Raw genomic sequence first — 17,221 nt, 5'->3', positions numbered from 1 at the left:
GAACATGAGATCTTTCTTTAGAAAAGTCGCTATTCGTTGCAACACTTCACATCAAGGTTCTTAGAAAACGAGCTGCAAGAGGTCAGACGGAAGAAGATCAAGTAGATCTCGAGTATTTAAGTTCAAACATATAATCTCTAACCTTTAGCTCGAGATGGGGGAGGGAAGGAGTTCAGAAGAGCGGGGTATCGATTACGGGGTATGGGGTCTCGTGAAGAGAACTGGCAATCAATTCAGGGTTTCAATGCAACTGAGGAAGTCATCCCGACATCGGCTTTTGGAACCCTCTCACATTGTCATCCCGAACTTGTTTCGGGATCTTTATTTTGATCCTCTCGGAGGGCGGTGGACCGTTGACGGACAACCTAGTCTTCAGCAGCGTTCAACGTATTTTAGCAAGCGTCCAGCGGCTCTTAAACGAGCTTGTTTCGGGATCTTTGTTTTGCTCCTCTCGGAGGACGGTGGACCGTTGACGCTCAACGTAGCCTTCAGCAGCGATCAGCGGGTTTCGGTTCTTAAGCGTACAGCAGTTGTTTGGGCGAGATCCCGTACAGGAGCACTACGGGATGACAGAAGAGGAGTTCGTCGGGGCAGACTCTACGGGATGTCAGTATTACTCCCTTCACGTCATCCTGACAATGCTCCTGGTCAGGATCTCGGTCTTTGCCGTGTTTTCGAGACCAGATCCCGTGCAAAAGCATCACGGGATGACCGAAGAGGCGCGAAAAAGGGACCATAGGAGCCGTCAGTCCCTTTTTTCGCTCGCAGCGTTCAGCACTTCTTAGATTGGGATGCTGAAACAAGTTCAGATGACTGAATGCGGCGTTTCCGAAATGACCACACTCTGTCATCCCGACATCGGCTTTTGGAACCCTCTCACATTGTCATCCCGAACTTGTTTCGGGATCTTTATTTTGATCCTCTCGGAGGGCGGTGGACCGTTGACGGACAACCTAGTCTTCAGCAGCGTTCAACGTATTTTAGCAAGCGTCCAGCGGCTCTTAAACGAGCTTGTTTCGGGATCTTTGTTTTGATCCTCTCGGAGGACGGTGGACCGTTGACGGTCAACGTTATCTTCACAGCGTTCAGCGGGTTTCGGTTCTTAAACGTTCAGCGGTTCTTTGGGCGAGATCCCGTACAGGAGCACTACGGGATGACAGAAGAGGAGTTCGTCGGGGCAGACTCTACGGGATGTCAGTATTACTCCCTTCACGTCATCCTGACAATGCTCCTGGTCAGGATCTCGGTCTTTGCCGTGTTTTCGAGACCAGATCCCGTGCAAAAGCATCACGGGATGACCGAAAGGCGCGCTGTTAAGGATCTGGGCTTAGGTCTCAGCGAAGGACGGGTCCATGATCTGGGACGAGGGACCAAGGACGGCTCTTAACAGCGGTCAGCGTCTGCTCGCAAGCCTCCTGCGGTTCTTAGATCGTGATGCTGAAACAAGTTCAGCTGTCGGATTTAGACGCTTTCGGAACAAGCATTCGTTGTCATTTCACGGAGCTTGCCCTGAAGCTTGCCCCAATATGTACTTGTTTGGGGTCTCTGTTCAGGATCATCCCGTTGAGCCCGACCTGAAAAGGTTCTGTTCAGGCAAACTGCGCGGGATCTCATCTCTTCAAGCCTCTTACCTCTGCCGTCTTGCATCTTTTTTTGACAAGAACCTGAACGCGAATCATCGGAACGAAGAACCGTTCTTTTCTCACGGTCCTGTCCTGAAGTACTGGAGACGTTTCTCGTGGAGTGAGCTAAATGATCATGATCCAGGGTCTGTGAACTCTGAAGCTTTCAAGTCTGACTTTTACTTTCGGGAAGTCTTCACCGAGCGTGAGGAATTCCGCGTTCCCATCGGAATTAAGAAGTACAGTGTCTTCACTCAAAAGACCCCCAATAAGGGGATTAAGCACATATGTGGCGGGATGTTTCATCGTAATTTGGGAATCGGGAGCGAAAAGAAAGGTGTTCTGCGTATAACCAGTTGTACCTCCCGGACTGTAATACGCTATCTCATTTGCAGCATTGAGAGAAGCATAAGCATTCTTTATCTCTTCATAGACTTCGCCCATAGTTCTTGCTCTCATTATCGCGACAGCTCCCTTTGCAGCAATTCCTGAAGCCCTCTCGTGCCTCTGCTCAATCTCCTGTGGAATAGCTCCGAAGTGAAAGTATCTGCTCAACGAAACTGAAAGACCCTGTTTTCTGATTGTTGCCCTTAGCATGAGATATCTGCTGATCTTCTTTACAGTGGAGACTGGATAGGGTGACTTCGAGATCCTTTCATCCGATGCGATGCAAAGAGTCGGTACTTCAAGTCCCGACTCGATAAATATCGCCCTTAGGACCTTCTCGACTTCCAGTTCGGTCATTCCCGGTTGCAGTTCAGGCGCAAATTCACAAATGATGTTTTCTGTAAGTTTTCCAGTGACTCTCAAGCGCAAGATCTCTCTTTCACTTAGAAGTTGTGTCTTTTCATAGAAGTCCCTGCCAATAGAAACATAGCTCGAAGAGGGAAAGAAGAGATCGCTATCGACGGCAACTTTCGAAAACTTATCGCAGAGCCTTCCTGCAGATTCGACGGAATTCGAAAATCCATCAAAGCCCAAAACCTCCACGTCTTTGGGAAGGATCTCGTCTCTAATTCTGTGGACGTCGTAATTTGGGCAGAGAGCAATGACCATCGAGCTGGTTATCAAAAGCCAAAATGCACCCATGTCAGTAGAGGTGTCTATTCTTGGTTCGACCTCACCTTCGAAGAACCACTGTATATTGGAATTCCTCGTAAACAATACGGCTTCCACAGAGGCTTCGTCGATATATGCTTTGACTGTGTCATGTCTTGTCAAACAAACCCCTCCAGCATTCCCTTACCCTATTCTATCAGAGGCAATGAAAAATCCATAAAAGAAAGCATATCGTGAATATTCTTTTGAGATAGGCATCAACAATACTTCTAAGGGATTTGGAAAGATTACAAATAGACTTCAATTCTTAGTGATATGGTATAATTACTGTGATTTCTGTAGGTGTTGTTCAGAGCAGCTCTGCAATGATTGTTCTTTTTGTGTTCAGCTTTAAATAGAGGAGGGGATTTAATGGCAATTGGCGAGTATGTGAAGAGTGCTGACTGGAAAAGCGAGAAACATGTGCCGGTAATTGAGATTCCCGATTCGGTCAAGCCGGGAGAGGCGTTTAATGTCCAGATAACGGTCGGTAAGGAGATTTCACATCCAAATACTATCGAGCATCACATCAAGTGGTTTGATCTGTACGTAATGTACGACGATGGCCAGTTCTTGATTCATCTTGGCCACATCGAGTTCACTCCAGTTAATACGCAGCCCACGGCAGTATTCAATGTGAAACTGGAGAAGTCAGGTTCGTTGATCGCTACCTCTTACTGCAACATTCACGGTCTCTGGGAGAGCAGTAAGAGAGTTGAGTTCTGATGAAGGAGGGGTGGCAAGATGAAGTACAGATGCACTATCTGTGGTTACATTTATGATCCTGAAATTGGAGACCCTGACAACGGTGTAGATCCCGGGACCACTTTTGAGGATGTTCCAGAGGATTGGGTTTGTCCGCTATGTGGAGCCAGTAAAGACGATTTTGAACCAATTGACTGAAATGAGGCGGGAGAATCACTCCCGCCTTTCTTTACCTCAACGGAGGTGTTAATGTGAAAGACTATGTAATAGCCCTTTCCGGTGAAGCAGGTCAAGGGCTTAATACGATTGGGGATATGCTTGCGCTAAGTCTCTTCAGAAATGGGTATTGTATCTTCACCGACAAGAGTTATCATTCAAGGATCAGAGGCGGCGAGTACGTGTACCGAATTCGGGTTTCAGACTCTCCGCTTTACTCGATGAGACAGGAGTTCGATCTTATAGTCTCTCTAAGCAAAAGTACGACTATCTCACAGCTCCAGTACTTCCACGATGGAACGACCTTGATATACGATTCTGATTCCAATCACGTAAACTCGAAGGATTTTGATTTTGAAGTCAAAGCTTTGAATTTTCCTTTCAGATCAATAGCCAAAGACGCGGGAGAGCCAAGAGCCCAAAACGTAGTAGCATTGGGTGGAATTCTCGGTCTTTTCAAAGTCAAGAGGGAGATACCCTCGAAACTGATAGAAGAGACCTTCTCCGGAAAAGAGGAGATAATTAAGGCCAATCTCGAAGCGCTGAAGAGAGGTTACGATCTTTCGTTGTCAATCGAGATTCCCCCGCTCGATGTACAGGAGCATAATTACTACCTCATGAATGGAACAGAAGGCACCGGTCTCGGTGCAATCGCTGCGGGATGTAAATTCCTGGCGGCCTATCCAATGACCCCTGGTACCGGTGTGATGACCTTCCTTGCGTCCAACGCCGAAAGACATAGAATTGTAGTTGAACAGGCAGAAGATGAGATTGCCGCAGTGAATATGGTTATAGGAGGCGCCTTTGCAGGTGCACGTTCTCTTGTAACAACATCAGGAGGCGGTTTTGCACTGATGCAGGAGGGTGTGTCTCTGGCCGCAATGACCGAGACCCCACTTGTCATGGTAGACGCTCAGCGGCCCGCACCGGCGACCGGCCTTCCCACAAGAACGGCGCAGGAAGATCTTCTTTTTGTAGTAAATGCAGGTCATGGAGAGTTTCCAAAATATGTGGTCTCGCCGCGCACACCAAAAGAGACATTCGAGCTTACGGAAAAGGCTTTCTATATTGCCGATAAATATCAGATTCCTTCGATTATTCTTCTCACTGAATCGCTAGTAGATTCCTCGGCCACAATAGAGGCTCCCATTCACAAAGAGGAGTTCCTTCAGAGATTTATCACAGAAGGAAATGAGGAATATCGCAGATACGAAATTACGGAGAACGGCATTTCCCCAAGAGCGATACCCGGAGGAAAAGCTACTGTAAGAGTCGATTCCGACGAGCATGATGAGGCAGGATACATTACTGAAGATCTAGAGATCAGAAGTAAAATGGTCGATAAGAGGATGAAAAAGATGGAGGGGTTGCTGGGCGAGTTGTCCGCACCCGCGAAGTTCAACCTGGATGCGCCTCTTGTTCTCGTTGGTTGGGGAGACAGCTGGGGCGCAATAGACGAGTTCGCAATGTCCAGAAAGGATGTCGGCTACGTACACTATTCCGAGGTCTTTCCGATCGACCAATCTATAAGGGAAGAACTGGAAGGGAAGAAGCTCTGCTCCATCGAGGGAAATTACACAGGCCAGTTCGCTACCCTACTGAGATCGGTGACCGGTCTGCAGATCGACCATGTAGGTCGATATGACGGTCGCCCTATAAGCGCAAACTGGATAGAGAAATCTTTGAAGAAGGAGGGGATGATATGAGTTATCTAAGAGAAGTTGAACCTGCATGGTGTCCGGGATGCGGGAACTTTCCCCTCAGAATGAATCTCGCCAGTACCCTGGAGGAGATCGGTGTCGATAAATCTCACTTCATTATGGTGACTGGTATTGGGCAGGCCGCTAAGATGCCTCATTATCTGGATATTAACTTCTTCAACGGTCTCCACGGTAGAAGCCTTCCAGTCGCTTTCGCGATAAAGGCTGTTAATCCCGAACTCACCGTGATTGCGGAATCCGGTGATGGCGACATGTATGGAGAGGGCGGCAACCATTTTATCCACGGCATTAGAAGGAATTTTGATGTCACCGTTTTGATCCACGATAATCAGATTTACGGGCTTACCAAGGGACAGGGCTCTCCAACAACGAGAAAGGGACAGAAGACAAGTTCTCAGCTACAGGGCGTGATTAATGAACCGCTGAATCCCCTTGCGCTGGCTATTACTATGGACGCTGCCTTTGTAGGAAGGACCTTCATCGGAGACAAGGATCACTTTCGAAAAGTGGTTTCGGCTGCGATAAAACACAAAGGCTTCTCCGTGGTCGATATAATGCAGCCATGCGTTACGTTCAACAAGGTAAACACTTTCAAGTACTACAAAGACAGGCTTTACGATGTCCATGAGAAAGATGCGAGTTACGATCCTAAGGACAAAGTTAAGGCCTTTGAAAAGGCGCTAGAATGGGACGAAAAGATACCTATGGGAATCCTGTACCTTAACGAGAAGCCGACATATCATGAGCTTCATCCAGTTCTGAAGAAGGGTGTAATCCTTTTAAAAGAGAGATCGTCGATCGATGTTTCCAGTGAGTTAGAGGCCTTCAGGTAAAGAGAAGAGAGACCCAGGTTAGAACAGGAGATAGTATCAGGGCCGGAAGGAAGTTGCCGACCCTGATTTCTTTTATTTCAAGTAGCCTGATTCCCAATGCAAGAAGCATCATACCGCCCACTCCAGAAAAGTCCCCTAGATACAGCGGATCCTGGAGGAAGGAAAGCACTCCTGCAAGAGAGACGAGTCCTCCCTGCACGAGATACACAGCTGCTGCTGAAAGAAGTACACCCTCACCTAGCGCTGCGGATAGCATCATAGAGGAAATTCCATCCATCAACGACTTGATGAATATAAGTTCGTTTTCACCGGAAAGGCCGGCCTTCAGAGACCCTATTACGGTCATTGGTCCCGCAACGAAAAGGACTGATGCCGTAATGAATCCTTTCACGAAGTTCTCGTCATCGCGTTTGTTTCCGGCAAGCCTGCCGATCTTTTCCTCAATATCAAGAGCTTCTCCCAGTGCCCCACCGATGATAAGACTTCCAAGAACAACGAGAACGCTGTTAGTATCTAGAAACATCTCTATTCCTAGACCCATAGTAAGAATTCCAATGACACTGAAGAAAACCTTTCTATAACGGTCCTTGAGAAGTCTTCCGCCGAGCAATCCAAGTATAGAACCTATAATTACGGCAACTGTGTTTACAATGACAGATATATTCAGCATTTCTTTTCTCTCCTGGCGAATTCGATCAGCTCTTCATCATTGTCGGGAAAAGTCTTGAAGCGTTTGTAGTAGTCTAACAGATACTTCTCCTTCTCTTCAAGCTGCTTATTATGAAGATTGCTTTCGACATATTCTTCTACTGTAACGAAATATTCAAGGCTGCCGTCTTCTAGATTCATGACATGGGTCGCCATATCCATGAACTCTGCAGGCCAGTGTGTGGAGACAACTATTGTCTTACCTAACCTGGACTCAGATAGGAGGAGTTTTCTTACCCGTTGCACGGCTGTATCGTCCAGTCCTGAGGTCGGTTCATCAAGGAGAAGAATCGCTTTGTCAAGCACGGCCATAGAAGCAATGGCAAGAAGCCTCTGCTCACCCCCCGAAAGTGAAAAGGGAGTTCTCGAACCGAACTTCTGAAGGTCGAAGCCAATTACTTCGGTGATCCCATTCAGTCTCTCCGAGCCTTTCTTTCCGGCAGTCTTAAGCCCGAACTCCAACTCTTCAATTACCGTAGGATTGAAGAAACAGTCCTCGGGGTACTGGAAGATCATTGCACTTTTCGAAGAGAGATCTCCGTCTCCGCAGTGAATTTCTCCACCGTCAGGTTCAATCAATCCGCAAAGAAGCTGAAGAAGAGTAGATTTACCGGACCCGGTCCTTCCCGTCAATATGACAAAGGAACCATCCGCAATATCAAAAGTGACCCTCTTCAAGGCGGAAACTTGACTCCCGTTTCCATGACCTTTGTAGGCAAAGGAAACTTCTTTAACAGTCAGCATGAGACAGCAATCTCGAAGGGGATCGACATCCCCGACTCCTCGAACACGGTAAAGGAATTCCTGAGCTCTCTATAACCCCCATCGAAGAGTTTTCCCTTTCTTCCCAGAATTATGAATCTTTCACAGTTCAGGACTTCGGAAAACCTGTTAGTTGCAAAGAGCATCGACGTCCTCTGCGGAATAACCTCTTCAAGAGTCCGTAAAATCATGTCTCTATCATGCCGGTCCAGCATCGATAACGGTTCATCCAGCAGAAGAAGAGAGGGCTCAGATATGAGAGCGGCCGCAAGCGAAACCAGTTGACGCTGTCCTCCGGAGAGCGTCAGTATGTCCCTATCTACGATATTTGAGAAGCCGAATTCAGTGACGAAGAGCTCTATCCTTCTACGCGACTCTTCCATAGAAATTGAAAGCAAGCGAAGAGGAAAGAAGAGATTCTCCCGAACAGTAGTACCGAAGAGCACCGTGTCGGGATTCTGAAAGACCATTCCAATTCTTCCGTTTAACATTCTTCTTCCCGATTCAAGTTTTTTCAAACCGGCTACAACCCTTAGCAAAGTAGTCTTTCCGGAGCCGTTCTTGCCGAGCAGAGCTATGCGTTCGCCCGGCCCAACATCGAGGCTGAACCTCGAGAGTATCTCTTCGTCGCCCACTTTGACAGTTAAGTTTTCCAGAAGGAGAATGGCATCAGAACTTTCTGGAGACATAGACCCTAACACCGCCGGATTTTGTCGCAGTTATGACGTTTCCAAATGTTTCTCTCATTATCGCTTCAAGTCTTGAACCACCCTTGTTATGGTACGCCACTATCTGAAGTGAGCCTCCCTCATTTAGAAACTCAGGAGCCTCAGTTATCATCCTTTGCCACACTGCCTTACCGGCAGCTATCGGGGGATTTGAAAGAATGGAATCAAAGCTTGTCTTTTCCCAGGGAGAGAAGAGGTCGCCTTTGCGAATGTCCGCTAGAATATTGTGATCTCTCGCATTGATTTTCGAAAAGGTCAAGGCTCTGGTATTGACATCGCTCATGTGGAGCTTCAGATCTGGATGTTCCAGCTTGAGTGTGATGCCTACCGCGCCGTAACCGCAACCCAGATCGAGAATGCTCTCCTGACCTTCAAGAATGCAGTTCTCTATTAGCAGGAGTGAGGCTCTATCCGCCTTCCCAAAGGCAAACACTCCCTCGGGACTTTTGAATGTGTAAGAATGGCCGTTTCTAAGGCGAAGATAAACGGACCGGATGCTTTTCGGCGGTTCGGTCTGATCTGTGTAGTAATGTTGAAAGTCTTCCTTCATCCAAGTCTTCCCAGCTTTCTTCCTCCGAGTATGTGAAAGTGAAGATGCTCTACTTCCTGTCCGGAATCACTGCCCTGGTTGACGATTAGCCTGTAACCGCTCGTCTTTATGCCCTTCAGTTCGACTATCTGTTCTACGAGCTCAAAAAAGCTTCTCATGCATTCTGTGTCATACTTTGCCAGCTCTTCAAGACTCTTCACATGTTTGCGAGGCACCACCAGAACATGAGTGGGAGCAACGGGATTTATGTCGTCAAAGGCAACAAACCAGTCATTTTCCCCCACGAAACTACTCTTGATTTCTCCACTGGCAATCTTGCAAAATATGCAGTCCACCTTTCTCACTCCCTGTCTATATAGTGATTCTTCATTATTTCGACTAGTAGTTCAGATGACCTTCCCGCAAGTTCAGAGAAATGCCTATCGAAATCCCTCTTTGAATTCTCATCTGCCATATCTAGAATTGTTTTTATTACAAGATAACTACATTTATTCTCGTAAGCGGTCTTTGCGAACGGCGCAGAATCCATATCAAGGGCTATACCTCCATGGAAAGAGTGTATTTCGTCTCTAACCGAGGCACTTGCGACTACTCCGTCACCCGAAAGGATTTTCCCGAATTTTCCTGCCTTGAAGTAGATCTTGAGGAACCTCATAAGAAGCGTGTCGGGCGCTTTCATTACCATCTTACCTTCGCTAAGAGGGAAGATTGTGTCATATTCCTCGAACTCGGTACCTACAACAACATCGCCTATCTGCACTGATTCATCGATTCCGGCCGCGCATGAAGAGAGAACGGCCAACCTAGGATTGAAGCGATCAATCAATCTCTGAGTGAGCATCGAAGACTCGACCTTTCCAACGAAACCACCACAGGCAACGACTTCATTGTTACCAATAACTCCTCTGCAAAAGTGTCTGCCAAGTATCTCTCCTGACTCCAGCACGAGCATACTGTCCATTACAGGTTTTACTTCTGGAAGAAAGACGCCGAGAGCAAGAATCATGTCAACACCTCCATAGAGGATTATAACAAAAAGGGGACCTCAGGTCCCCTATTCTTCTTCTTCGTCATCCTCTGCTATCATCTCTTCGACGAGTTTGTTCCAGGCTTTGGAAACCTCTTCAAACTCCTCGTCTTCGACGGAGTAAAGGTAAGGGTTTTCGTTCTCGTCGTACTCGACCCTGAAAACTATATAACCTTCCTCTTCTTCATCTTCGGAAGCGTCATCTTCCTCTTCATCGGCTTCCTCGTCGTCCTCCTCGAAAAACTCCTCAACTACCCAGTAAGTATTGTCGTTGTTCTCGAATTCAGCTATTACAGTGAAGTGGTGTTCACTTCCGTCTTCGTCCGTGACTGTAAATCTGTCTACATCACTAACTAGATCGTGGTCGTGATCGCAGTTTGGATCGTTGCATTCTTCAGAAACGTGAAATTCAAGTTCCTTTTTCTCTTCCATCATAAACCTCCGTTTGTCACTATTCGGTACATACTAACACAGGACCGAAGAAGACGCAACTTGCCGATGCGAATGTATTGATATACACTGTTTCTGGAGTGTGAGGGCATTGCTCGAAATCGAAAGGAAGTTTCTTTTCAAAACGAAGATTCCGGAAGAGGTAATAGAAGAGGCCACAAGGCATCTGCTGATAGTTCAGTGGTACCTCAACCCTCCTGATAGGCGTCGGATAAGGATCAGTGTCGATGAATCAGATATTTATGTGGTTCAGACCTTGAAATCGGGATCAGGCCTCATCAGGGAAGAGATCGAGAAAAGAGTCGATCTTTCACTGATAATTCAAATGAGAAAGGAACTGAGGGTCTCAAGGGCCGTTATGAAGTCGAGGCATGTTTACAAGAGAAATGAAATTGAAGGTGTCGTCGACTGGTATTTTCTACCGCGTATCGGTTACGTTCTCGAAGTTGAAACCTCTGATCCGGAAACAGTACTGCCCGATCCCTGGAACTACTGGCCGCTTCCCCGTGACTCTTTTGAAGAAGTTACCGAAAATCGGTCATATACTGCGAGATCGATCTCTGTATCAATCAACAGCATAGCGGGAATAATCCCGGAGAGAATCGAATCGATCTCCGATCACCAGATCAGCGAGTTCCGTAGACTTCTTCAGCCAATTTATGGAGATTCAGGCGGAATCGATTCTTAGCGCCGTCGTAAGCTGCTCCAGATAGCTCTTATCGCTGTTCATAGTTCGGACCGATAGATCGACCACAAAGACACCGTGCACGGAAACCTTTTTGCCCTTTGAATCCCGGTAGCCCGCCCCGTCATGAATCGCAAAGAAACTTCCATTCTCCTCCCCGAGGTAGATCAGAGTATGTCCAGGCATATACAAAGGATTACCCGGCCTCAAAGAGGACAACTGAGACTTTCTATGTTCAGCATCGCCCTCGAAGACTACTTTGTTGCTTGATCCAAACCGTTCCTGCGCCCAGGCATCTCGCGGTAAAAAGATTCCGAAGCTTGCATAGATGTCTCGAACGAATCTCGAACAATCCCTCCTGTTATAGAGGTCACCCCAGCCATATCTCTCTCCGAGCATTTTGAAGGCCTGATCCAGGATTGCTCTTCCTGTTAAATCTAGATCGCCAATTCGGACGTCTTCGCTCATTCTAACGAGTGCTTTCCTAAAGCCGAGCAAACCGAGCCTGTCTCTGTACGGAACTGAAACAGTGAAACAGGAGAATGGACCCTGAGCATGAAGGTTTTCGTTCTCCGTAGGCTTCTCAAGAGGCAGCCTGTCACCCATCTGCAGAATGAGCCCGAGAGAGTTTATAGCAAAGGGATCTGGTTCGATCTCCACCCTGTTGCCCGTTGCGAGGAGGAATGGAGAAGCTTTCATGAAGGACATAACAGCTCCTCTTTTCTTGGCTGTTGCTGTATCGTTTGCCTTGATCCATCCCCTGTAAAAGGGAGTCTGAACAAAGAGCCATGACATATCCCTGCTTCGGGCAAGGAGTGCAAATGGAGTCCCGATACTCACGGCCGTTAACTGGAGCATATCGTTATCTATGTACTCATCACACGAAATAAGATCGGTTGGGAGAACCCTGAGATTCGTTCTCTGAGTCACCAAACCGAATCTCACGGCCATATCCTGATTTAAGATAGCGGTTGCATTATCAATGATGTCGTTTCGAATCTCGGCCGGAACTTTGTCTCCTTCCGAGGTGAGAAGAGATCTTTGGAAGAAGGTTTCGGGAATCGTATCGTTAATCGATCTCCTAACTTCCTCGAAAGGAACCGAAGATGGACAGTCTTCCAAACTGCAAGCAAATTCTAATTTCCCGGCCTCTCTAGCTCGTAGAATTATTGCGCTGTTGAAGGATTCTATCTCGTCCTTCAACATCCAAACTGCGTCCGGGTTTTCCATTCTTCTACACCAGTAATCAGACTCTTGCTTTTCTGGTAACACTCCTTCAGGTGTCGCAATATACTTTTCCATGGCCCACTCCTTCACTTTATCGCTCCTACCGTTATCCCTTTCAAGAAATACTTTTGGAAGGCAAGGAAAACTATGATCATCGGTATGGCCGAGTATGTAGCGCTTGCCATAAGGTATGAATACTGCATCGGTACCTGCTCCTGGAGAAGAGAAAGACCGGCCTGAAGGGTTCGCATCTCGGAGGTGTTCGTAACTATAAGTGGCCACAAGAAGCTGTTCCACTGTCCCATGAATGTGAATATTCCTAGAACAGCCATAGCCGGTTTAGAAATCGGGACAATGATCTTCGCAAAGGTTTTGAACTCGCTTGCGCCGTCAATTCTTGCCGCTTCGATAATCTCTGTGGGTACAGATACCATGAACTGTCTCATAAGGAAGACTCCAAAAGGCGCGGCAATAGCGGGCAGAATCAGCGCCTGATAAGTGTCCACCATCCCCATTTTCGATATCAAGATGTACAGGGGCACAAGGGTTACCTGGGTTGGTATCATCATCGATGCGATATATATCGAGAATATCACCTTGCTTCCAGGGAATTTCTTCTTCGCGAGAGCGTAGCCTGCCATTGCACAGACGAAAATCTGAGCAAGAGTAACCGTTCCGGCAACAATAAAACTATTTAGAGTCCATCTAAAAATTATTTTTCTCTCGAAGAGATCCTTGAAATTCTGAAGAGTTGGATTCTTAGGGATGATATCTGGTGGAAACTTCATAGTCAGTGAAGGTTGCGTAAAAGCCGTTGCAACCATCCAGTAAAGTGGAATGAAGGCAAGTGATGCAAGCACCGCCAAAATAACCAGCGAAATTATCTTTTTTATGTTAGTCTTAGTCTTCGCTTTCACAGCCGATCACCTCAATACTCCACATTTGAGCCGAGCCACTTGAACTGGATTATTCCAAGAACTACCAGTATCGCAAACATAACCATCGACATTGCAGAAGCAAGGCCGAGATTATAGTTCTTAAAGGCGGTCTCGTAAATCAAATAGGCAACGGTCGTGGTGGAGAATTCCGGTCCGCCACTCGTCATAATGTATATGTTCGAGAAGGTCTGGAAATTCGCTATTGTACCCATTACGAGAGAGTAGAGAATAGTCGGTTTCAAGAGAGGTAAGGTAATCTTTCTGAAGATCGCCCAGGAACTGGCCCCTTCAAGCGTTGCAGCTTCAAAATAATACTCTGGTATCGATGCCATGGCCGCAGAGAGGAGCACTATTGTCGAACCCCCACCCATGATGACCTGCATCATTATTAGGGACGGCATTGCCGTCAAGGACCTTCCAAGCCATACTACTGGTTCCAGACCGAGCAAAGACATAAAATAGTTGAGTAGTCCGAAGTTAGGATTGAAAACCCAAAGCCAAATCATGGAAACAATGACCGTAGAAGTGACGTGGGGTAGATAAAAGGCTGCTTTGAAAAATGTTTGGATGCTCTTTCTAAACGGGTAAATGAGAACCGTGACAAGCAAGGCCTTTCCTAACCACAGTGGAACCACTCCAAAAGTGTATATAAAGGTGTTTTTCAGGGATTTTAGAAACAGCCAGTCGCTGAGAATACGTTTGTAGTTGTCGAACCAGACAAATGTCTGAGAAAAGACATTGTACTTAAACATACTCAGGTACATCCCCCAACCAACCGGTACAAGGAAGAATATCGCAAAGAGGGCAAAGTGCGGAAGTATGAAGAGATATCCCGATCTGCCCTTCCACACGTCTTTCAACGTAGTCTTTCGTTTTATTGGTTTAACTGGAATTTGCTCCAAATCGACCACCCCGATTAAATGGGAACAGCCCCGGGCCCTTGGGGCAGAGGCTGTTCCCTTCAACTCATTTGATTAGAATCAATAGTAAGAGAGTGCCCGGTTGGCTTCGGTTACAAAGCCATCGAGGGCCTCCTGCGCTGTCTTAGTCTTTCCGAAAGCCCCCTGCATTGCGCTGGTGAAGAACTTGGATATCTCAGACCAAGGGAAGCTCTGTGATCCAAAGAACTCCATTCCAGTCTCGTCCATTATCCTTGCGAATGTCTGAGCCTGCTCGTTCAAGTAAGCATCATTCTGGAAGAGCATGGCATTTACAGACTTTCTTGCAGTGAGATATATAAGGCTTTCCAAAAGAGCGGTGTTTTCCTTGTTCGTCAGGAATCTAGCGAACTCCATAACGGCTTCCTTCTTTGCCTCATCCTTCTGTTTGAAGACGACAAATCCACTGGCAGATGCATAAGATACGCCCTTATGTCCTTCGAGATGAGGGAACGGAGCAATCACCGGGTAGAAGGCTTCGGCAAGCTGGCCGGATTTTACATAACGTGTGATTCTTCCAATTTCGTAAGGACCGCCAAAACCTATACTGGTTCTGTGAGAGTGAAAGTTCCCAATTACGTCGTAAACACCCATAGCCTCGACTCCGCTAGGTGCAACTCCGTGAACTTCGACCAGATCGAGAAGGAACTGAAGTCCGGCAACTGCCTCTGGTGAGTTGAAGATGACCTTACTTTCATCTTCGTTGATAAGCTTTGCACCATGTGCGTAGATGAAATTCATGAGGTTGTGGGTATCCTGTGCTCCAAAGCTGATCGCATAGTGATCGATCTTTCCATCTCCATCGGAGTCCCATGTCAGCTTCTTCGCAATCTCCACAAACTCCTCCATAGTCCAGCCTTCTTCAACGATCTTGCGCCAATCGACCCCGGCCTTTTCGAAGTCTGGAGTGTAGAGAAGCATGCTCGTTCCCATACCGTTTGTTCCGAGATTCCACGGCCAGATGTAATGCTTGCCATCGACATAACCTGCATCAAGAGCGAGTTCATAGAAGTCTGCAAGGTCTTCTTCGGTAAGGTAGTCGTCGATAGGTTCCAGAAGTCCCGCTTCGACCCATCTGGTATCCCAAACGGGGCCCTTAAAGATGTCAGGCTGGGTCCCAGTCGCAATGGCCGCAGCCATTTTCTGAGAGTATTCGGTGTTTCCAACAACGACATACTTGACTTCAACGTCTGGATGAAGTCTCATGAACTCCTCAGCGGCCCACTTCGGGAAGTCCTCCTCCGTTGGGGCCTTATCGGACGGGAAGCCAGGAGGTGCGATTCTCCAAGGGTTGATCCACCAGGTGATGGTGGTCTTTCCAAGCGCAGAAATCGGTACCGCGAGCATTAGCAATACTAGAAGAATTACGCCAAGCCTTTTCATAGTAACACCCCTTTCGATGTGAAGTTACTCAAAGGTATTCTCTGAGTCTTTTTTCTAAAGCTGTTGAATCAGTAAAATGATAAGAAACAATTCCTAGTTCGGCAGCGGCCTTAACGTTTTTTCTCGTGTCATCCGTGAAGAAAGCTTCTTCTGCGCAGCAATTCTCTTCACGAAGGATATGACTGTAAAATGCCTTGTCTGGTTTTGCATATCCGATCAAATGTGATGCATATACCCTGTCGAAGACTTCGTAGTCGCCCCGCGACTTGTGTATTTCGTAGTGTGACTCGATTGTATTTGTGCCGGCAACCACCCTGTATTTTCTTCGAAGTCTCTCGATTATTCTGACGGTCTCCTCCATTGGAGTCGGTTTGAAAAACATGTCCCAGATTTTCCCCGGGACCGGTCTACCGAGCTTTCGAGAGAAAACGTAAACGAATTCCTCTACCGTGATTCTTCCCGTCTGCAAAGCAAGGAGATTATCCATTTCCGCAATCTCCACAAACTCCTCTTTCGAGATACCGAGAAAGCCGCTTATCGACGGAACCACACTTGTATTTTCTGCAACAACCCCACCCACATCGAATATGAAAAGTCTCAAGATTGCCTCCATTATGTCTTTACAAGAGTACAAGCTGCGGACTCAAAAACTTGAGATTAGCTAAAATGCTGACCCGCAACAACTCCTAAAGAAGATATCAAAGTATACTAAAAATATCATACTATTTAAAGGATGCCAAAATCAAGCGCTTAAGACTTACACTCCTCGAAAACAACAAACCGAACACCAAAAAACAACTAATCTGGTTATAATCAAAATGAATCGACGTTTCACGGGGGTGTCTATTGAATCCTTTAATTTTCAATCTTGGAAGATGCACTTTATTTGGAGGAATTAGGGTTGGCGAACTAGAAAGGATCTTCGAAAATGTGAAGCACAGGATCAGTTTCTTCCTTCCCGGAGAACTTATCGAAGAACAGAACTCAGTCTGTGATGAAATGCTTGTCCTTCTTCAAGGACAGACAAAGGCACAAATGCAGGATTTTTCCGGCAAGGTCATTACGATTGAAACAATGGAGGCTCCGTCTATACTTGCTTCCGGCTTTCTCTTCGCTACAGAGAATCATCTTCCCGTGGATATCGTCTCTACGGCGAAAAGTGCGATTCTCTACATCGAAAGAGACGGGATTCTCTGGCTTTGTAAGGAGTATGAGGTCTTTTTGAGAAACCTGCTAAGGGATATGGGAGACAGACTGACTACTCTGGCAGAAAAGGTGTGGATGCTCTCTTTGAACACTCTGAATCAAAGGTTGGCAAACTTTCTTCTCAGACAAAGTGACGATCTGGGAGATGAGTTCGAATTGAAGACTACGAAGGAAGAGCTTGCTGGCGCTCTTGGAGTGGCCAGACCCTCCCTGTCAAGGGTCTTCTCTGAGTTTGTTGCGCAGGGGCTAATCAAGCAGGACGGAAGACAGATAAGGATTCTGGACAGAGCCGCCCTGAAGAGGATAAGCGGTCACACAGTGTAGCCCCTTTTTTCAATTCCAAGCTACATTTGAGCAGTGTTTAATTTCACTACGGCGTTCTGCAGTGAATCTATTTCATGGGTGAAGAGACTTTACAGGACCC

21 protein-coding genes are annotated in these 17,221 nt (G+C 46.9%); 8 read left to right on the top strand and 13 right to left on the bottom strand.

What is annotated here, in order from left to right; all coding sequences use genetic code 11:
* Positions 1-566 precede the first annotated feature (566 nt).
* Together THEBA_RS05505 and THEBA_RS05500 are read left to right on the top strand one after the other, a co-directional pair.
* Entirely contained in the window at positions 567-785 is a 219-nt protein-coding gene (locus THEBA_RS05505; protein WP_014730784.1) for a hypothetical protein, read from the top strand.
* Positions 786-1,057: 272 nt separating this feature from the next.
* A complete protein-coding gene (locus THEBA_RS05500; RefSeq protein ID WP_041928091.1) occupies positions 1,058-1,387 on the top strand; it encodes a hypothetical protein in 330 nt (109 codons plus the stop codon).
* Between the two features lie 361 nt (positions 1,388-1,748).
* Here the strand turns inward: THEBA_RS05500 and THEBA_RS05495 are convergent, their stop codons facing one another.
* The gene (locus THEBA_RS05495) at positions 1,749-2,843 is read right to left on the bottom strand and encodes a M24 family metallopeptidase (protein WP_014730782.1); all 1,095 of its coding nucleotides are present in this window, start codon (positions 2,841-2,843) and stop codon (positions 1,749-1,751) included.
* A gap of 249 nt (positions 2,844-3,092) precedes the next feature.
* On the opposite strand from THEBA_RS05495, the gene THEBA_RS05490 reads away from it, so the two are divergent.
* From THEBA_RS05490 to THEBA_RS05475, 4 genes are read left to right on the top strand one after another with little or no spacing between them, the layout of a single operon-like run.
* Positions 3,093-3,446, top strand: a complete 354-nt coding sequence (locus THEBA_RS05490; protein ID WP_014730781.1) for a class II SORL domain-containing protein — start codon at positions 3,093-3,095, stop codon at positions 3,444-3,446.
* An 18-nt stretch (positions 3,447-3,464) separates the two neighbouring features.
* Positions 3,465-3,623, top strand: a complete 159-nt coding sequence (gene rd / locus THEBA_RS05485; protein WP_014730780.1) for a rubredoxin — start codon at positions 3,465-3,467, stop codon at positions 3,621-3,623.
* 53 nt (positions 3,624-3,676) lie between these two features.
* Positions 3,677-5,347 carry a 2-oxoacid:acceptor oxidoreductase subunit alpha gene (locus THEBA_RS05480; protein WP_014730779.1) on the top strand — a complete coding sequence of 557 codons (1,671 nt, stop codon included), beginning with the start codon at positions 3,677-3,679 and terminating at the stop codon, positions 5,345-5,347.
* Positions 5,344-6,195, top strand: a complete 852-nt coding sequence (locus THEBA_RS05475; protein WP_014730778.1) for a thiamine pyrophosphate-dependent enzyme — start codon at positions 5,344-5,346, stop codon at positions 6,193-6,195. The genes THEBA_RS05480 and THEBA_RS05475 overlap by 4 nt, the downstream gene beginning before the upstream one ends.
* Here THEBA_RS05475 and THEBA_RS05470 read toward each other — a convergent pair.
* The 7 genes from THEBA_RS05470 to THEBA_RS05440 are packed head-to-tail and all read right to left on the bottom strand — an operon-like array spanning position 6,188 to position 10,402.
* On the bottom strand, positions 6,188-6,865 hold the full coding sequence (locus THEBA_RS05470) for a DUF554 domain-containing protein (protein WP_014730777.1): 678 nt from the start codon (positions 6,863-6,865) through the stop codon (positions 6,188-6,190). The genes THEBA_RS05475 and THEBA_RS05470 overlap by 8 nt on opposite strands.
* Complete coding sequence (locus THEBA_RS05465) at positions 6,859-7,647, bottom strand: energy-coupling factor ABC transporter ATP-binding protein (protein ID WP_014730776.1); 789 nt, start codon at positions 7,645-7,647, stop codon at positions 6,859-6,861. The genes THEBA_RS05470 and THEBA_RS05465 overlap by 7 nt, the downstream gene beginning before the upstream one ends.
* Entirely contained in the window at positions 7,641-8,354 is a 714-nt protein-coding gene (locus THEBA_RS05460) for an ABC transporter ATP-binding protein (RefSeq protein WP_014730775.1), read from the bottom strand. The genes THEBA_RS05465 and THEBA_RS05460 overlap by 7 nt, the downstream gene beginning before the upstream one ends.
* On the bottom strand, positions 8,335-8,943 hold the full coding sequence (locus THEBA_RS05455) for a class I SAM-dependent methyltransferase (protein ID WP_014730774.1): 609 nt from the start codon (positions 8,941-8,943) through the stop codon (positions 8,335-8,337). Before THEBA_RS05455 ends, THEBA_RS05460 begins: the two co-directional genes overlap by 20 nt.
* Positions 8,940-9,278, bottom strand: coding sequence for a histidine triad nucleotide-binding protein (locus THEBA_RS05450; RefSeq protein ID WP_014730773.1), 339 nt, complete (start codon positions 9,276-9,278; stop codon positions 8,940-8,942). Before THEBA_RS05450 ends, THEBA_RS05455 begins: the two co-directional genes overlap by 4 nt.
* A 5-nt stretch (positions 9,279-9,283) precedes the next feature.
* Complete coding sequence (locus tag THEBA_RS05445; protein ID WP_014730772.1) at positions 9,284-9,949, bottom strand: 5'-methylthioadenosine/S-adenosylhomocysteine nucleosidase; 666 nt, start codon at positions 9,947-9,949, stop codon at positions 9,284-9,286.
* Between the two features lie 48 nt (positions 9,950-9,997).
* Positions 9,998-10,402 (bottom strand): DUF1292 domain-containing protein, encoded by a 405-nt coding sequence (locus tag THEBA_RS05440; protein WP_014730771.1) that lies wholly within the window; start codon positions 10,400-10,402, stop codon positions 9,998-10,000.
* 109 nt (positions 10,403-10,511) lie between these two features.
* Between THEBA_RS05440 and THEBA_RS05435 the strand changes: the two genes are divergently transcribed.
* Positions 10,512-11,108 (top strand): CYTH domain-containing protein, encoded by a 597-nt coding sequence (locus THEBA_RS05435; protein WP_014730770.1) that lies wholly within the window; start codon positions 10,512-10,514, stop codon positions 11,106-11,108.
* Here the strand turns inward: THEBA_RS05435 and THEBA_RS05430 are convergent.
* The 5 genes from THEBA_RS05430 to THEBA_RS05410 all read right to left on the bottom strand — a co-directional run bounded on the left by THEBA_RS05430 (position 11,088) and on the right by THEBA_RS05410 (position 16,192).
* A complete protein-coding gene (locus THEBA_RS05430) occupies positions 11,088-12,407 on the bottom strand; it encodes an SH3 domain-containing protein (protein WP_014730769.1) in 1,320 nt (439 codons plus the stop codon). The two genes, THEBA_RS05435 and THEBA_RS05430, sit on opposite strands and share 21 nt — an antisense overlap.
* 11 nt (positions 12,408-12,418) lie before the next feature.
* Positions 12,419-13,249, bottom strand: a complete 831-nt coding sequence (locus tag THEBA_RS05425) for a carbohydrate ABC transporter permease (protein ID WP_014730768.1) — start codon at positions 13,247-13,249, stop codon at positions 12,419-12,421.
* A gap of 11 nt (positions 13,250-13,260) precedes the next feature.
* Positions 13,261-14,181, bottom strand: a complete 921-nt coding sequence (locus tag THEBA_RS05420; protein WP_236609214.1) for a carbohydrate ABC transporter permease — start codon at positions 14,179-14,181, stop codon at positions 13,261-13,263.
* A 69-nt stretch (positions 14,182-14,250) separates the two neighbouring features.
* Positions 14,251-15,591 (bottom strand): ABC transporter substrate-binding protein, encoded by a 1,341-nt coding sequence (locus THEBA_RS05415; RefSeq protein ID WP_006492808.1) that lies wholly within the window; start codon positions 15,589-15,591, stop codon positions 14,251-14,253.
* A 28-nt stretch (positions 15,592-15,619) separates the two neighbouring features.
* Positions 15,620-16,192, bottom strand: coding sequence for an HAD family hydrolase (locus tag THEBA_RS05410; protein ID WP_014730767.1), 573 nt, complete (start codon positions 16,190-16,192; stop codon positions 15,620-15,622).
* Between the two features lie 245 nt (positions 16,193-16,437).
* On the opposite strand from THEBA_RS05410, the gene THEBA_RS05405 reads away from it, so the two are divergent.
* Positions 16,438-17,121 (top strand): Crp/Fnr family transcriptional regulator, encoded by a 684-nt coding sequence (locus THEBA_RS05405; RefSeq protein ID WP_014730766.1) that lies wholly within the window; start codon positions 16,438-16,440, stop codon positions 17,119-17,121.
* The last annotated feature ends 100 nt before the right edge of the window (positions 17,122-17,221 follow it).

It is taken from the genome of Mesotoga prima MesG1.Ag.4.2 (assembly GCF_000147715.2).
GTDB lineage: Bacteria > Thermotogota > Thermotogae > Petrotogales > Kosmotogaceae > Mesotoga > Mesotoga prima.
This window is presented reverse-complemented; position numbering and strand designations above follow the sequence as displayed.

What these genes read in the sequence shown, in the direction of transcription:
- THEBA_RS05415 (WP_006492808.1), bottom strand. Translation starts at nt 15,591, where the DNA reads ATGAAAAGGCTTGGCGTAATTCTTCTAGTATTGCTAATGCTCGCGGTA.
- THEBA_RS05470 (WP_014730777.1), bottom strand. Translation starts at nt 6,865, where the DNA reads ATGCTGAATATATCTGTCATTGTAAACACAGTTGCCGTAATTATAGGT.
- THEBA_RS05430 (WP_014730769.1), bottom strand. Translation starts at nt 12,407, where the DNA reads ATGGAAAAGTATATTGCGACACCTGAAGGAGTGTTACCAGAAAAGCAA.
- THEBA_RS05475 (WP_014730778.1), top strand. Translation starts at nt 5,344, where the DNA reads ATGAGTTATCTAAGAGAAGTTGAACCTGCATGGTGTCCGGGATGCGGG.
- rd (WP_014730780.1), top strand. Translation starts at nt 3,465, where the DNA reads ATGAAGTACAGATGCACTATCTGTGGTTACATTTATGATCCTGAAATT.
- THEBA_RS05440 (WP_014730771.1), bottom strand. Translation starts at nt 10,402, where the DNA reads ATGGAAGAGAAAAAGGAACTTGAATTTCACGTTTCTGAAGAATGCAAC.
- THEBA_RS05505 (WP_014730784.1), top strand. Translation starts at nt 567, where the DNA reads ATGACAGAAGAGGAGTTCGTCGGGGCAGACTCTACGGGATGTCAGTAT.
- THEBA_RS05490 (WP_014730781.1), top strand. Translation starts at nt 3,093, where the DNA reads ATGGCAATTGGCGAGTATGTGAAGAGTGCTGACTGGAAAAGCGAGAAA.
- THEBA_RS05465 (WP_014730776.1), bottom strand. Translation starts at nt 7,647, where the DNA reads ATGCTGACTGTTAAAGAAGTTTCCTTTGCCTACAAAGGTCATGGAAAC.
- THEBA_RS05445 (WP_014730772.1), bottom strand. Translation starts at nt 9,949, where the DNA reads ATGATTCTTGCTCTCGGCGTCTTTCTTCCAGAAGTAAAACCTGTAATG.
- THEBA_RS05460 (WP_014730775.1), bottom strand. Translation starts at nt 8,354, where the DNA reads ATGTCTCCAGAAAGTTCTGATGCCATTCTCCTTCTGGAAAACTTAACT.
- THEBA_RS05455 (WP_014730774.1), bottom strand. Translation starts at nt 8,943, where the DNA reads ATGAAGGAAGACTTTCAACATTACTACACAGATCAGACCGAACCGCCG.